A 14,737-nucleotide genomic window follows, 5' to 3' on the forward strand; every position below is an offset into this window, starting at 1 on the left:
TCGACGCCGGCGTCAAGATCGAGGCCAAGGACTGGATGCCCGAGGCCTACCGCAAGACCCTGATCCGGCAAATCTCCCAGCACGCCCACTCGGAGATCGTCGGCCAGCTGCCCGAGGGCAACTGGGTGACCCGCGCGCCCACGCTCAAGCGCAAGTCCATCCTGCTGGCCAAGATCCAGGACGAGGCCGGCCACGGCCTGTACCTCTACAGCGCCGCCGAAACCCTGGGCGTGTCGCGCGACGAGTTGCTCGCCGCGCTGCACTCGGGCAAGGCCAAGTATTCGAGCATCTTCAACTACCCCACGCTGAGCTGGGCCGACATGGGCGCCATCGGCTGGCTGGTCGACGGCTCGGCCATCATCAACCAGATCCCGCTGTGCCGCTGCTCCTACGGCCCCTACGCGCGCGCCATGATCCGCGTCTGCAAGGAGGAGTCCTTCCACGCCCGCCAGGGTTACGACATCATGATGTCGCTGGCCAAGGGCACGCCGGCGCAGAAGGCCATGGCGCAGGACGCGCTGAACCGCTGGTGGTGGCCGTCGCTGATGATGTTCGGCCCGTCCGACGCCGAGTCGGTCAACAGCGCGCAGTCGGCGCAGTGGCGCATCAAGCTGTTCTCCAACGACGAGCTGCGCCAGCGCATGGTCGACCAGACCGTGCCGCAGGTCGAGTACCTGGGCCTGAGCGTGCCCGATCCCGACCTCAAGTTCAACGCCGACACCGGCCACTACGAATTCGGCCCGATCGACTGGTCCGAGTTCCAGAATGTCTTGAAGGGCAACGGCCCCTGCAACCGCGAGCGCCTGCGCACCCGCGTCAAGGCCTACGACGACGGCGAGTGGTTCCGCGACGCGCTGGTGGCCCACGCCGACAAACAGGCCGCGCGCAAAGCCGCCGCCTGAGTCCGCCAACCCCAGCGGCGGAAACTGGGGTCGGACCCCGCGGGTCCGACCCCGGCTTGCGCCCTTGGGTGGTGTTGAAGCCGCCGCCGCACATACAAAACATACAGGAGATCGAGATGAGCAAAGAATGGCCGTTGTGGGAAGTCTTCATCCGCAGCCAGCACGGGCTGGCGCACAAACACGTGGGTAGTCTGCACGCCTGCGACGCCGAAATGGCCGTCAACAACGCGCGCGACGTCTACACCCGCCGCAACGAGGGCGTCAGCATCTGGGTGGTGCGCGCCGCCGACATCGTCGCCAGCAGCCCGGCCGACAAGGGCGCGCTGTTCGAGCCGTCCAACAGCAAAGTCTACCGCCACCCGACCTTCTTCCCGATGCCGGAAGAAGTCAAAAACCTGTGAGCGCGGAGAGCCGAATCGTGGACGACAAAGTCAATTACCTGCTGCGCCTGGGCGACAACGCCCTGATCCTCAGCCAGCAGCTGTCGCAGTGGTGCGGCAAGGGCCCGGCGCTGGAGGAGGACATGGCGCTGACCAACGTCGCGCTCGACCTGCTGGGCCAGACCCGCCTGTGGTACGAGTACGCCGGCGAGCTGGAAGGCGCCGGCCGCGACGAGGACAAGATCGCCTTCCACCGCGACGCGCAGGAGTTCAAGAACTGCCTGCTGCTGGAGCAACCGAACGGCAACTACGCCGACACCATGGTGCGCCAGTTCTTCTTCGACACCTGGCACTACTTCCTGATCCGTGGCCTATGCGGCGCGGCCGACCAGCGCATCGCCGACATCGCCGAAAAATCGCTGAAGGAGGTCACCTACCATCTGCGCCGCAGCGGCGACTTGATGGTGCGCCTGGGCGACGGCAGCGCCGTCAGCCACGCCAAGACCCAGGCCGCCGTCGACGAGCTGTGGATGTACAGCGGCGAGGTGTTCGCCTACGACGCGGTCGACCAGGCGATGCTCGACGCCGGCATCGCCCCCGCCGCCGCCGCGCTGCGCGCCGACTGGCTGGAGCACGTCGGCGAGATTTTCGCCGAGGCCACGCTGGCCATGCCCCCGGCCGACGCCTGGATGCAAAAGGGCGGCAAGCAGGGCGTGCACAGCGAGCACCTGGGCTACATCCTGGCCGAGATGCAGTTCCTGCAGCGCGCCTATCCGGGCGCCGAGTGGTAGATGGAGAACCCCGCAATGGCCGCCACCGCATCCAGCGTCAGCGCTGAACAAATCTGGGCCTGGTTGGGCGAAGTGGCCGATCCCGAGATTCCGGTGATCTCGCTGGTCGACCTGGGCATCGTGCGCGCCGTCGAGGTGCTGGGCGACGCCGCCTGCGTGGTCACCATCACGCCGACCTACTCTGGCTGCCCGGCCATGCAGGTCATCGCCGACGCCGTCGTCGAGGCGCTGCGCGGCCATGGCCTGACCCAGGTGCGGCTGGTGAACCAGCTGTCGCCGGCCTGGACCACCGACTGGATGAGCGCCGCCGGCCGCATCAAGCTGAGGGACTACGGCATCGCCCCGCCGGCCCAGCAGGTGATCGACATCAGCGGCCTGGCGGCCGGCGTCAAACGCCGCGCGCCGCCGCCCAAGCCCAGCGTCGCCTGTCCGCAGTGCGGCTCGCTGCACACCGAATTGGCCAGCCAGTTCGGCTCCACCCCCTGCAAGGCTTTGTACAAGTGCCTCGACTGCCGCGAGCCCTTCGACTACTTCAAGTGCCACTAAACCCATGAGCAAATTCTATCCGCTGTCCGTCGCCCAGGTGCGCAACGAAACCCGCGACACCATCGCCGTCACCTTCGCCGTGCCGCCCGAGCTGCGCGACAGCTTCACCTTCCAGCAGGGCCAGCACCTGACGCTGCGCACCCGCATCAACAGCGAGGACGTGCGCCGCTCCTACTCGATCTGCTCCTCGGTGCAGGAGGGCGCGCTGCGCGTGGCCATCAAGCGCACCTCGGGCGGCCTGTTCTCCACCTGGGCCAACGACACGCTCAAAGCCGGCATCACGCTCGACGTGATGCCGCCGATGGGCCACTTCAACGTGCCGCTGGACGCCGCCAACCGCAAGCACTACCTGGCCTTCGCCGCCGGCAGCGGCATCACGCCGATCCTGTCGATCATCAAGACCACCCTGTTGGCCGAGCCGCACAGCCGCTTCACTCTGTTCTACGGCAACCGCGCCTCGTCGACGGTGATTTTCAAGGAGGAGCTGACCGACTTGAAGGACAGCTTCATGCAGCGCCTCAACCTGGCCTACGTGATGAGCCGCGAGCAGCAGGACATCGAGTTGTTCAACGGCCGCATCACCAAGGACAAGTGCGCCCAGTTCCTGCGGCACTGGATCGACATCGCCGACATGGACGTGGCCTTCATCTGCGGCCCGGAGGACATGATGCTGGGCGTCTCCGAGGCCTTGCAGGAGGCCGGCATGGCCAAGGCGAACATCAAGATCGAGCTGTTCGCCGCCAGCATTCCCAAGCACCAGCACAAGCCGCGCGTGCTGGACGTGGCGGCCCAGCAGGAGACCGAAGTCACCGTCATCCTGGACGGCAACCACACCACCTTCACCATGGACAAGGACAAGGAGTCGCTGCTCGACGCCGGTCTGCGCGCCGGCATCGACATGCGTTACTCTTGCAAGGGTGGCGTGTGCTCGACCTGCCGCTGCAAGCTGGTCGACGGCAAGGTCGACATGGACGTCAACTACGCGCTGGAGGACTACGAGATCGCCCGTGGCTTCGTGTTGAGCTGCCAGAGCTTCCCCGTCACCGACAAGGTGGTGGTCGACTTCGACCAAGCCGAGTAGCATCGATAAAAACCAGCGGCACAAACCGGGGTCAGACCCTGTATTGACGGCGCCGACTTCGGCCACGCGGCGCGCCGAGGGTCTGACCCCAGCTTGACGCCGTCGGGGTAACCCCAGCTTGACGCCGCCGGGGTCCGCCAGCTTGAGCAGCACCTTGGATCGCACCACAAACCGCAGCATCAAACCACCAAAAACCGAGACGCCATGAACTACGAAAACATCCTCTTCGAGATCGCCGACGGCATCGCCAAGCTCACCCTGAACCGTCCCGACAAGCTCAACAGCTTCACCCAGCAGATGCACGAGGAAGTGCGCGACGCCATGCGCCAGGTGAGCGCCGACAAATCGGTGCGCGTCTTCGTGTTGACGGGGGCCGGCCGTGGTTTCTGCGCCGGCCAGGACTTGTCCGACCGCGCCGTCGAACCGGGCAGCAAGGGCGTCGACCTGGGCGACTCGGTGGAACAGAACTACGCCCCGCTGGTGCTGGCCCTGCGCGCCTTGCCGATGCCGGTGATCTGCGCCGTCAACGGCGTCGCCGCCGGCGCCGGCGCCAACCTGGCGCTGGCCTGCGACATTGTGCTGGCGGCCCAATCGGCCAGCTTCGTCGAGGTGTTCTGCAAGCTCGGTCTGATCCCCGACACCGGCGGCACCTACTTCCTGCCACGCCTGGTCGGCACCGCGCGCGCCATGGGCATGGCCATGCTGGGCGAAAAACTGACGGCGGAAAAAGCCGAGGCCTGGGGCCTGATCTGGAAATGCCTGCCCGACGAGGAGCTGGCGGCGGAGACCGACAAGCTGGCGCGCCACTTCGCCGGCGCGCCGACCAAGGGCCTGGCCTTCACCAAGCAGGCGCTCTACACCAGCCCGCAGAACACCCTGCAGCAGCAGCTCACGCTGGAATGCGGCATGATGAGCGAACTGGGTAACGGCGAGGACTACCGCGAGGGCGTAGCCGCCTTCATGGCCAAGCGCGCGCCGCAATTCCAGGGGAAATGAGCGATGAGCGCACTCAGCACAGATAAGATCGTCGCCGTCGTCGGCAGCGGCGCCATGGGCGCCGGCATCGCCCAGGTGGCCGCCGTGGCCGGCCATACCGTTAAACTCTACGACAGCCGGCCCGAGGCCGTCGCCAAGGCGCTGGCCGACATCGGCAAGGTGTTCGCCAAGCTGGTCGAGAAGGAACGCATGAGCGCCGCCGACGCGGCCGCCGCCAACGCCCGCCTGCGCGGCGCCGCCACGCTGGCCGAGGTGGCCGACGCCGCCCTGGTGGTCGAGGCCATCGTCGAGAACCTCGACCTCAAGCGCGGCCTGTTCGCCGAGCTGGAAGCCATCGTCGGCGACGACTGCATCCTGGCCACCAACACCTCGTCGATCTCGGTCACCGCCATCGCCGCCAAGCTGCGCCGGCCGCAGCGCCTGGTCGGCATGCACTTCTTCAATCCGGTGCCGTTGATGGCGCTGGTCGAAGTCGTCAGCGGCCTGGCCACCGACGCCGCCGTCGCCGCCAGCGTGTTCGCCACCGCCGGCGCCTGGGGCAAGAACCCGGTGCACGCCAAGTCCACGCCCGGCTTCATCGTCAACCGCGTGGCGCGGCCGTTCTACGCCGAGGGCCTGCGCCTGCTGGGCGAGCAGGCCGCCGACGCCGCCACCATCGACGCCGTGCTGCGCGAGGCCGGCGGCTTCCGCATGGGACCGTTCGAGTTGATGGACCTGATCGGCCACGACGTCAACTACTCGGTGACGCAGTCGGTCTTCAACGCCTACTACGGCGACCCGCGCTTCACCCCCTCGGTGCTGCAACTGGAGATGGTCAACGCCGGCTTCCTCGGCCGCAAATCGGGACGCGGCTTCTACCAGTACGGCGAGGGCGCCGTGGCGCCGCAGGCGCAGGCCGAGGCGCCGCAGCCGCGGCCGGAATTCGTCACCTACACCTTCGACAGCGGCGCCCGCAGCGCCGTCTGCGACGCGCTGGCGGCCCGCCTCAAGCAGGCCGGCATCGAGGTCAGCGCGCGCAAGCCGGCCGAGGGCCACGGCTCGCCCGACCCGGCGCCGGCCTTCCACTGCAACGGCGCCGCCGTCTACCTGAGCGACGGCCGCAGCGCCACCGCGCGCGCGCGCGACAACCACCATCCGGACACCGTGCTGTTCGACCTGGCGCTGGACTACGCCAAGGCCACGCGCATCGCCGTGGCCTGCTCCGACCAGTGCGACCCGGCCGCCTACAAGGCGGTGGTCGGCCTGTTCCAGGCCGCCGGTTTTGTGGTCACGCGGCTCGACGACGTGCCGGGCCTGGCCGTGATGCGCACCGTCGCCATGCTGGCCAACGAGGCGGCCGACGCCGTCAACCAGGGCGTCTGCAGCGCGGCGGCGGCCGACATCGCCATGCAGAAGGGCGTCAACTACCCGCGCGGCCCGCTGGCCTGGGCCGACGCCGTCGGCATCGGCCAGATCGTCAGCGTGCTGCACAACCTGGCGGCGGCCTATGGCGAGGACCGCTACCGCGTCTCGCCGCTGCTGCGCCGCAAACAGGCGGCGGGAGGGCGCTTCCATGCGTAAGGACGCCCAGCCGGCGCTCGACGCCGCCGAAAACCACGCCGCAACCGAAGCCCATCGCCTCGGCCATGCTTTGGCGCTGGCCAGGCAAGCCGGCGCGACGATGTTCGCGCGCGACCGCGCCAGCCAGGCGCTGGGCATGAGCTTGGACGAAATACGCCCCGGCTACGCCCGCATGAGCATGCCGGTGCGGGAGGACATGCTGAACGGGCACCAGACCTGCCACGGCGGCTTTATCTTCGCGTTGGCGGACAGCGCCTTCGCGTTTGCCTGCAACAGCCATAATCAAAACACGGTGGGCGCCGGCTGCACGATCGACTACCTGGCCCCCGGCCGGCTCAACGACACGCTGTGCGCCGAAGCGCAGGAGCAGGCGCTGGCCGGCAAGAGCGGCATTTACGACATCAAGGTCAGCAACCAGGACGGCCGTTTGATCGCGCTGTTCCGCGGCAAATCGCACCGTGTCAACGGCGAGGTGGTGCCGACGGCGGCGCCAGCCTGACGCCAAGGTCCGCCCAGCCGCGCTCCGCCGCGCCGACCCGCACAGGCACCAACACGAAGGAGACACCGATGGTCCAACGTAGCCCCGCTCCAGCCGATCTGGAGCCGATCGAACGCGCCAGCAAGGACGAGCTGCATGCGCTGCAACTGCAGCGCATGCAATGGTCGCTCAAGCACGCCTATGACAACGTGGCGCACTACCGCGCCGCCTTCGACGCGGCCGGCGTCCACCCCGACGAGCTGAAAACGCTGGCCGACCTGGCCAAGTTCCCCTTCACCGGCAAGAAGGAGCTGCGCGAGAACTACCCCTTCGGCATGTTCGCCGTGCCGCGCGAACGCATCGCCCGCCTGCACGCCTCCAGCGGCACCACCGGCAAGCCGACCGTGGTCGGCTACACGCTGCAGGACATCGACACCTGGGCCAACGTGGTGGCCCGTTCGATCCGCGCCGCCGGCGGCCGCGCCGGCGACATGGTGCACATCGCCTACGGCTACGGCCTGTTCACCGGCGGCCTGGGCGCCCATTACGGCGCCGAGCGCCTGGGCTGCAGCGTGGTGCCGATGTCGGGCGGCCAGACCGAGAAGCAGGTGCAGCTGATCTGCGACTTCAAGCCGGACATCATCATGGTCACACCCTCGTACATGTTGAACATCATCGAGGAGTTCCAGCGCCAGGGCATCGATCCGCTGGAAAGCTCGCTGAAGGTCGGCATCTTCGGCGCCGAGCCGTGGACCGGCGCCATGCGCGGCGAGATCGAAAGCCGCGCCGGCATCGACGCCGTCGACATCTACGGCCTGTCCGAGGTGATGGGGCCGGGCGTGGCCAGCGAGTGCATCGAGAGCAAGGACGGCCCGGTCATCTGGGAGGACCATTTCTACCCCGAGATCATCGACCCCGACACCGGCCGGGTGCTGCCTGACGGTGTCGAGGGAGAGCTGGTGTTCACCTCGCTGAGCAAGGAGGCGCTGCCGATCATCCGCTACCGCACGCGCGACCTGACGCGGCTGCTGCCGGCCACCTCGCGCTCGATGCGCCGCATCGACAAGATCACCGGCCGCTCCGACGACATGCTGATCATCCGTGGCGTCAACGTCTTCCCCAGCCAGATCGAGGAGCTGATCCTGAAGATGCCCAAGCTGGCGCCGCACTACCAGCTGGTGGTCTCGCGCGAGGGCCACCTGGACAAGCTCGACGTGATCGGCGAGCTGCGCCCCGACATCTCCGGCCGCCTGAGCGAATTCGAAACCGACGCCCTGGCGCGCGAACTGGAGCACCATATCAAGACCCACGTCGGCGTCACCACCAAGGTGCGCCTGCTGGCGGCCAACAGCATCGAACGCACGCTGACCGGCAAGGCCAAACGCGTGGTCGACAAACGACCAAGAACCCCGAATTAAGGAGCTGATGTGAACGACGCTTTTATCTGTGACGCGGTACGCACCCCCTTCGGCCGCTACGGCGGCGCGCTGGCCCATGTCCGCGCCGACGACCTGGCGGCGCTGCCGATCGCCGCGCTGATCGCGCGCAACCCCGGCGTCGACTGGACGGCGGTGGACGACGTCTTCTACGGCTGTGCCAACCAGGCCGGCGAGGACAACCGCAACGTCGGCCGCATGGCCGCGCTGCTGGCCGGCCTGCCGGTCGAGGTCCCGGCCAGCACCATCAACCGCCTGTGCGGCTCCAGCCTGGACGCGGTCGGCATGGCGGCGCGCGCCATCAAGTCGGGCGAGGCGCAACTGGTCATCGCCGGCGGCGTCGAGAGCATGAGCCGCGCGCCCTTCGTCATGGCCAAGGCCGACAGCGCCTTTTCGCGCGCCGCCAAGATCGAGGACACCACCCTCGGCTGGCGCTTCGTCAACCCGTTGATGAAGGCGAAGTACGGCATCGACAGCATGCCGGAGACGGCCGAGAACGTGGCCGAGCAGTTCGCCGTCAGCCGCGCCGACCAGGACGCCTTCGCCCTGCGCAGCCAGCAGCGTTGGGCCGCCGCCCACGCCGCCGGCGTGTTCGCCCAGGAGATCGTGCCGGTGGTGCTGGCGCAGAAGAAGGGTGAGCCGAAGATCGTCGACACCGACGAGCATCCGCGCCCCGACACCAGCATCGAGATGCTGGCCAAGTTGAAGGGCGTGGTGCGGCCGGACGGCAGCGTCACCGCCGGCAACGCCTCCGGCGTCAACGACGGCGCCTGCGCCATTTTGCTGGCCTCGGCCGCCGCCGCCGAGCGCTTCGGTTTGAAGAAGCGCGCCCGCGTGCTGGGCATGGCCAGCGCCGGCCTGGCGCCGCGCATCATGGGCTTCGGCCCGTCGCCGGCCACCCGCAAGGTGCTGGCGCAGACCGGCCTGACGATAGAACAGATGGACGTCATCGAACTCAACGAAGCCTTCGCCGCGCAGGGGCTGGCGGTGACGCGCGACCTTGGCCTGGCCGACGACGCGCCGCAGGTCAACCCGAACGGCGGCGCCATCGCCATCGGCCATCCGCTCGGCGCCTCCGGCGCGCGGCTGGTGCTGGCCGCGCTCAACCAGTTGGAGCGCACGGGCGGGCGTTACGGCCTGTGCACCATGTGCATCGGCGTCGGGCAGGGCATCGCGTTGATCATCGAGCGGGTCTGACGGCGCGCGCGCCGCCGCAAGCAAAGGAAAACGAGCATGGTAAAAGTATATGAGATCAACGGCGTCACGCCGGTCGTCCACCCCAGCGCCTATGTGCATCCGAGCGCGGTGCTGATCGGCGACGTCATCGTCGGCCCGCGCTGCTACATCGGCCCGTTGGCGGCGTTGCGCGGCGATTTCGGCCGCCTCATCATGGAGGAAGGCGCGAACCTGCAGGACACCTGCGTCATGCATGGCTTCCCCGGCTGCGACACGGTGGTTGAAGTGGACGGCCACATCGGCCACGGCGCCGTGCTGCACGGTTGCCGCATCGGCCGCAACGCCCTGGTCGGCATGAACGCGGTGGTGATGGACAAGGCCGTCGTCGGCGCGGACAGCATCGTCGCCGCGATGAGTTTCGTCAAGGCCGGCATGCTGATCCCGCCGCGCAGCATGGCGGTCGGCTCGCCGGCGCGCGTGTTGCGCACGCTGAGCGACGACGAGATCAAATGGAAGAGCGCCGGCACCGGCCAGTACCAGGAGCTGGCCGTGCGCTCGATGCAGACCATGCGCGAAGTCGAAGCGTTGAGCGAAGTCGAAGCGAACCGCAAGCGCATCGACTGGGACACCGCGCTGCCGCTGCACCTGCACAAAAACGCCTCCGCCTGACGCGCCCATACCCGCATACCCGGGGTCAGCATACCCGGGGTCAGTGCCGACATTCGGACACGAGCTCAAGTACAACGGCAGTCAGGCAGGCAACATTTGTCCGAATGTCGGCACTGACCCCGAGTGTTGAGGCTGCTTGCTGGAGCGCTTGACTTGGTGGCATTGCCGCCGGACAGCAGAATTTTTTATGTAATGCATTCCTTCATTTATTCGGAGAACTTCAGATGGCTACAGTAGCAACCCTGCAAAGCTGGATCGGCGGCCGCTGGCTCGGCGCCGAGGCGTCCGTGCCGCTGCACAGCGCGCTGAACAACTCGTTGATCTATCACACCCACGCCGAAAAAATCGACTTCGACGAGGCCGTCAGCTATGCCCGCAAGACCGGCGTGCCCGGCCTGATGGCGCTCGACTTCCAGCAGCGCGCCGCGCGCCTGAAGGCGTTGGCGCTGTACCTGGCCAGCCGCAAGGAAGAGCTGTACGCGATCTCGCACCTGAGCGGCGCCACCCGCGCCGACAGCTGGGTCGACATCGAGGGCGGCACCGGCACCCTGTTCGCCTACGCCAGCATGGGCGGCCGCGAGCTGCCCTCGTCGAACGTGCTGCACGAAGGCCCGGCCATCGCGCTGGGGAAAAACGGCGGCTTCTCCGGCACCCACATCCTGGTGCCGCGCGGCGGTCTGGCGGTGCATATCAACGCCTTCAATTTCCCCATCTGGGGCCTGTTGGAGAAGTTCGCCCCCAGCTTCCTGGCCGCCATGCCCTGCATCGGCAAGCCGGCCACCGCCACCAGCTATCTGACCGAGGCCGTGGTGCGCATGATGCACGAGTCCGGCCTGCTGCCGGAGGGCAGCCTGCAACTGGTGATCGGCTCCACCGGCGACCTGCTCGACCGCCTGGGCGGCGCCGACGTGGTCACCTTCACCGGCTCGGCCGACACCGCCGCCAAGCTGCGCACCAACCGCAACCTGATCGCCAACTCGGTGCCCTTCACGGCCGAGGCGGACTCGCTCAACTGCGCCATCCTGGCGCCGGACGTCTCGCCCGACGATGTCGAATTCGACCTGTTCATCAAGGAAGTGGCGCGCGAGATGACCGGCAAGGCCGGCCAGAAGTGCACGGCGATCCGCCGCATCATCGTGCCGCAGCAGCATGTCGACGCGGTCGGCACGCGGCTGCGCGAGCGCCTGGCCAAGGTCAGCGTGGGCGATCCCTCGGTCGAGGGCGTGCGCATGGGCGCGCTGGCCTCGAAGGAGCAGCAGCGCGACGTCGCCGAGCGGGTGGCCATGCTCGCGCGCGGCAACGAGGTGTTGTTCGGCGCCGCCGACGGCTTCAAACCGGTCGGCGAGGGTGTCGCCGACGGCTGCTTCTTCGCGCCGACCTTGCTGCTGTGCCGCGACGGCATGCGCAACGACGCGGTGCACGACGTCGAGGCCTTCGGCCCGGTCAGCACCATCATCAGCTACGCCGACATGGACGAGGCGTTGGCCCTGGCCGCGCGCGGCAAAGGCAGCCTGGTCAGCACCCTGGTGACCAAGGACCCGCTGATCGCCGCGCGCGCCGTGCCGATCGCCGCCGCCTCGCACGGCCGCGTGTTGATCCTCGACCGCGAGGCCTCGGTCGATTCGACCGGCCACGGCTCGCCGCTGCCGCAGCTCAAGCACGGCGGCCCGGGCCGCGCCGGCGGCGGCGAGGAGCTGGGCGGCATCCGCGCGGTGCGCCACTTCCTGCAGCGCGCCGCCATCCAGGGTTCGCCGAGCATGCTGGCCGCCGTCACCGGCGAGTACGTGCGCGGCGCCGCCGTGCGGGAAGAGCCGCTGCATCCGTTCCGCAAATATTTCGAGGAGCTGAAGATGGGCGACTCGCTGCTGACCCACCGCCGCACCGTCAGCGAGGCGGACATCGTCAACTTCGGCGGCGTCTCCGGCGACTACTTCTATATGCACTTCGATGAGATCGCCGCCAAGGACACCCAGTTCGGCAAGCGCATCGCGCACGGTTACTTCGTGCTGTCGGCGGCGGCCGGGCTGTTCGTCTCGCCGGCGCCGGGTCCGGTGCTGGCCAACTACGGCCTGGACAACCTGCGCTTCATCACGCCGGTGGCGATCGGCGACACCATCCGCGCCCGCCTGACCTGCAAGCGCAAGGTCGACCGCAACCGCGTCGACGACAAGGGCGTCGGCCAGGGCGTGGTGGCCTGGGACGTGCAGGTGACCAACCAGAACGACGAGCTGGTGGCCAGTTACGACATCCTGACCCTGGTGATGAAGCGCGCTTGACGCGGCCGCCCGGGGCGCGCCCGGACTTGGCCGTCGGCGCCCGGCGCCCGGCGCAACCGGGCCGGCTTGAACCGTTAGCCTGCCTGGTTCGCCGTCAGCCGTGCCGGCGGAGCGGGTGGCGCCAGCGCCGCCCGCTCGTCCAAACGGAAATTGCTGACCGCGCGCAGCAGCTCGACCGCCTGGTCCTGCATGCTCTGCGCCGCCGCCGCCGACTGCTCCACCAGCGCCGCGTTACGTTGCGTCATATCGTCCATCTCGGTGATGGCCGAGTTGACCTCGTCGATGCCGGCGCTTTGCTTCTGGCTGGCCAGCGTGATGTCGCCCATGATGTCGGTGACCCGCTTGACCGAGTCGACGATGTGGCCCATGGTCTGGCCGGCGTCGTCGGCCAGCCGGCTGCCGGTTTCCACCTTCTCGACCGAATCGGCGATCAGGCCCTTGATCTCGCGCGCCGCCGTGGCCGAGCGCTGCGCCAGGTTGCGCACCTCGGTGGCGACGACGGCGAAGCCGCGACCCTGTTCGCCGGCGCGGGCCGCCTCCACCGCCGCGTTGAGCGCCAGAATATTCGTCTGGAAGGCGATCGAGTCGATCACGCCGATGATGTCGACGATGCGGTTCGAGCTCTCCTTGATCGAGGCCATGGTGTGCACCACCTGGCTGACCACCTGGCCGCCCTTGAGCGCCACGTCCGAGGCCGACAGCACCAGCTGGTTGGCTTGGCGCGCGTGGTCGGCGTTCTCGCGCACGGTGTTGGTCAGGTCCTGCATCGAGGCGGCGGTCTGCTCCAGCGAGCTGGCCTGCGACTCGGTGCGCGCCGACAGGTCGGCGTTGCCTTGGGCGATGTCGCGCGCCTCGGCGGTGATGGTGCTGCCGGCCAGGCGGATGTCGCCCAGCAGCGTGCGCCAGTTGGCCACCAGCGTGGCCAGCGCGGCGGACAGCTTGCCGATCTCGTCGTCGTTGCGCACCTCGATCCGGGTGGTCAGGTCGCCCGAGGCGAGCTGCTCGGCCGCCGCGCAGGCGGCGCCGATCGGCGTGACCACGGCCCGCGCCAGCCACACCGAAATGGCCGATAGCGCCGCCACGCCGGCCAGCATGGTGGCCAGGCTGGCCCACATGGCGCGGCCGTTGGCGCTCTTGGTGTCGAGCAGCGACTGGTTGGTGTGGGCGTCGAGCCGGCTCAATACGCCGGCCAGCAGGGTGCGCAGCTGCAGGTAGCTGTCGCCGGCGCCCTGCATCGCGGCGACGCCGGTGTTCGGGTCCATCGAGGCCAGGTCGAGCGCCTGCGTCACACCGGCGCGGTACTTCTCCAACAGCGGCGGCACCTGACGGGCCAGCTCGGCCGCCTCCGGCGTGGCCGGCAGGCGCTGCACTTCCTTGACGATCAGGGCGATGTCCTGGTTGACCTTGGCGCCGAAGCTCTTCATGTCCTGCTCCGACAGGCTGGCGGCGATGGCCATCTTGGCGTACACCTCGGCGTGCAGCTGGCCGATGGCGATGGTCTGCTGGCTGGCGGCGCGGAAGGCGGCGAAGGTGTTTTCCTTGAGGTCGTGCATGCGCGTTTCGTTCTGGCGCATGGAGAAGAAGGACAGCAGTCCCATCAGCAGCAGGCAGGTGAAGGCCGCCGCCGGGACGATAAACATTTTGTGGGCAATTTTCATAGGGGCATAGTGAAGTGGGGCCGCCACGCTACCTGCGGCCGAAATGCGCGCCGGCCGGCGCGCCGTCGGCACTTACAGGTAGATGCCGCCGCAGACCACGGTCTCGTTGAGGCGCTCGCAGTACATCTGCTTCGGTTCGATCTTTTTGGTTTCGGGGTTGGTGAACTTGTAGTCCTGCCAGAAGTGCGGCTTGGCCTTGCCCAGGTCGACGCGCTCCTTGACGAAGGCCTTGCCGTCGATGTCCTTCAGTTCGATCAGGTTCTTGCCGACCATCTTGGGGTTGGCGCCGTGCGCGGCGACGGTGCCGTCGAGCTTATACACCACCAGGTAGAGATCGCGGTCGATGAACTTGGCGTCCTTGCCGGTGATGGCGGCGTAGCCGGCCTGGTCGCCGCTGGCCTTGATGAAGGCGACGCCTTTCTTGACCATCGCCTCGGCATCGGCGCGGGAGGCGCCGCCGTCGGCCGCGAAGGCGCTCGGCAGCAGCAGGGCGGAGGAGAGGACGGTCAGGGCGATGCTGCGGCTGGCGCGGAAAAACTGTGTGTGCATGATGAGGTCTCTTTCAATTTGGCAGGGACACCCTATCCTGGGCCGCCTATGCGGACCCCTTGGGTGTGTCGGCGATATGCGTGGCCGACACCTCGGATACTAGCGCGTTGTGCCGCCTCGTGCGCATGCACACAGGCAATTTTTTTGGTTCATCGCGTTTGGTGGGGAAAGACAGACTTGACGTTTTTTGCTGGGAGGGGGTGGCGGCAGGGGTTTTGAATTGGTAAATTGATTGTCGC

The 14,737-nt window shown here is 68.0% G+C and carries 14 protein-coding genes; 12 read left to right on the forward strand and 2 right to left on the reverse strand.

All coding sequences use genetic code 11. The features are described from left to right. The 12 genes from paaA to paaZ form a co-directional block, all read left to right on the forward strand. On the forward strand, positions 1-902 hold a 902-nt coding region (gene paaA, locus H7U20_RS01915; RefSeq protein WP_233410434.1), incomplete at its 5' end, for a 1,2-phenylacetyl-CoA epoxidase subunit PaaA. A gap of 116 nt (positions 903-1,018) precedes the next feature. After that, positions 1,019-1,303, forward strand: a complete 285-nt coding sequence (gene paaB, locus H7U20_RS01920) for a 1,2-phenylacetyl-CoA epoxidase subunit PaaB (protein WP_199517924.1) — start codon at positions 1,019-1,021, stop codon at positions 1,301-1,303. Between the two features lie 17 nt (positions 1,304-1,320). Continuing rightward, on the forward strand, positions 1,321-2,073 hold the full coding sequence (paaC, locus tag H7U20_RS01925) for a 1,2-phenylacetyl-CoA epoxidase subunit PaaC (protein ID WP_199517925.1): 753 nt from the start codon (positions 1,321-1,323) through the stop codon (positions 2,071-2,073). 15 nt (positions 2,074-2,088) lie between these two features. Beyond that, positions 2,089-2,619, forward strand: coding sequence for a 1,2-phenylacetyl-CoA epoxidase subunit PaaD (gene paaD, locus H7U20_RS01930; protein WP_199517926.1), 531 nt, complete (start codon positions 2,089-2,091; stop codon positions 2,617-2,619). 4 nt (positions 2,620-2,623) lie between these two features. After that, the gene (gene paaE / locus H7U20_RS01935; protein ID WP_199517927.1) at positions 2,624-3,700 is read left to right on the forward strand and encodes a 1,2-phenylacetyl-CoA epoxidase subunit PaaE; all 1,077 of its coding nucleotides are present in this window, start codon (positions 2,624-2,626) and stop codon (positions 3,698-3,700) included. Between the two features lie 204 nt (positions 3,701-3,904). Next, positions 3,905-4,696: a 2-(1,2-epoxy-1,2-dihydrophenyl)acetyl-CoA isomerase PaaG gene (gene paaG, locus H7U20_RS01940; RefSeq protein WP_199517928.1), complete on the forward strand. Its 792-nt coding sequence runs from the start codon at positions 3,905-3,907 to the stop codon at positions 4,694-4,696. Positions 4,697-4,699: 3 nt separating this feature from the next. After that, a complete protein-coding gene (gene paaH, locus H7U20_RS01945; RefSeq protein ID WP_199517929.1) occupies positions 4,700-6,256 on the forward strand; it encodes a 3-hydroxyacyl-CoA dehydrogenase PaaH in 1,557 nt (518 codons plus the stop codon). A 100-nt stretch (positions 6,257-6,356) separates the two neighbouring features. Further along, positions 6,357-6,755: a hydroxyphenylacetyl-CoA thioesterase PaaI gene (gene paaI / locus H7U20_RS01950; protein ID WP_233410441.1), complete on the forward strand. Its 399-nt coding sequence runs from the start codon at positions 6,357-6,359 to the stop codon at positions 6,753-6,755. A gap of 68 nt (positions 6,756-6,823) precedes the next feature. Further along, the gene (gene paaK / locus H7U20_RS01955) at positions 6,824-8,152 is read left to right on the forward strand and encodes a phenylacetate--CoA ligase PaaK (RefSeq protein ID WP_199517931.1); all 1,329 of its coding nucleotides are present in this window, start codon (positions 6,824-6,826) and stop codon (positions 8,150-8,152) included. A 9-nt stretch (positions 8,153-8,161) separates the two neighbouring features. Beyond that, entirely contained in the window at positions 8,162-9,367 is a 1,206-nt protein-coding gene (gene pcaF, locus H7U20_RS01960; protein ID WP_199517932.1) for a 3-oxoadipyl-CoA thiolase, read from the forward strand. A 36-nt stretch (positions 9,368-9,403) separates the two neighbouring features. Next, positions 9,404-10,015, forward strand: coding sequence for a phenylacetic acid degradation protein PaaY (gene paaY / locus H7U20_RS01965; RefSeq protein WP_199517933.1), 612 nt, complete (start codon positions 9,404-9,406; stop codon positions 10,013-10,015). 224 nt (positions 10,016-10,239) lie between these two features. Then, on the forward strand, positions 10,240-12,291 hold the full coding sequence (paaZ, locus tag H7U20_RS01970; RefSeq protein ID WP_199517934.1) for a phenylacetic acid degradation bifunctional protein PaaZ: 2,052 nt from the start codon (positions 10,240-10,242) through the stop codon (positions 12,289-12,291). Between the two features lie 74 nt (positions 12,292-12,365). On the opposite strand, the gene H7U20_RS01975 is transcribed toward paaZ, so the two are convergent. Next, positions 12,366-13,931 (reverse strand): methyl-accepting chemotaxis protein, encoded by a 1,566-nt coding sequence (locus H7U20_RS01975; RefSeq protein ID WP_233410435.1) that lies wholly within the window; start codon positions 13,929-13,931, stop codon positions 12,366-12,368. A 90-nt stretch (positions 13,932-14,021) separates the two neighbouring features. Further along, positions 14,022-14,498: a cache domain-containing protein gene (locus tag H7U20_RS01980; protein WP_199517936.1), complete on the reverse strand. Its 477-nt coding sequence runs from the start codon at positions 14,496-14,498 to the stop codon at positions 14,022-14,024. Between the last annotated feature and the right edge of the window lie 239 nt (positions 14,499-14,737).

It is taken from the genome of Rugamonas violacea (genome assembly GCF_016461825.1).
GTDB lineage: Bacteria > Pseudomonadota > Gammaproteobacteria > Burkholderiales > Burkholderiaceae_D > Rugamonas.

What these genes read in the sequence shown, in the direction of transcription:
- paaB (WP_199517924.1), top strand. Translation starts at nt 1,019, where the DNA reads ATGAGCAAAGAATGGCCGTTGTGGGAAGTCTTCATCCGCAGCCAGCAC.
- paaD (WP_199517926.1), top strand. Translation starts at nt 2,089, where the DNA reads ATGGCCGCCACCGCATCCAGCGTCAGCGCTGAACAAATCTGGGCCTGG.
- paaE (WP_199517927.1), top strand. Translation starts at nt 2,624, where the DNA reads ATGAGCAAATTCTATCCGCTGTCCGTCGCCCAGGTGCGCAACGAAACC.
- paaG (WP_199517928.1), top strand. Translation starts at nt 3,905, where the DNA reads ATGAACTACGAAAACATCCTCTTCGAGATCGCCGACGGCATCGCCAAG.
- paaH (WP_199517929.1), top strand. Translation starts at nt 4,700, where the DNA reads ATGAGCGCACTCAGCACAGATAAGATCGTCGCCGTCGTCGGCAGCGGC.
- paaI (WP_233410441.1), top strand. Translation starts at nt 6,357, where the DNA reads ATGTTCGCGCGCGACCGCGCCAGCCAGGCGCTGGGCATGAGCTTGGAC.
- paaK (WP_199517931.1), top strand. Translation starts at nt 6,824, where the DNA reads ATGGTCCAACGTAGCCCCGCTCCAGCCGATCTGGAGCCGATCGAACGC.
- paaY (WP_199517933.1), top strand. Translation starts at nt 9,404, where the DNA reads ATGGTAAAAGTATATGAGATCAACGGCGTCACGCCGGTCGTCCACCCC.
- paaZ (WP_199517934.1), top strand. Translation starts at nt 10,240, where the DNA reads ATGGCTACAGTAGCAACCCTGCAAAGCTGGATCGGCGGCCGCTGGCTC.
- H7U20_RS01975 (WP_233410435.1), bottom strand. Translation starts at nt 13,931, where the DNA reads ATGTTTATCGTCCCGGCGGCGGCCTTCACCTGCCTGCTGCTGATGGGA.
- H7U20_RS01980 (WP_199517936.1), bottom strand. Translation starts at nt 14,498, where the DNA reads ATGCACACACAGTTTTTCCGCGCCAGCCGCAGCATCGCCCTGACCGTC.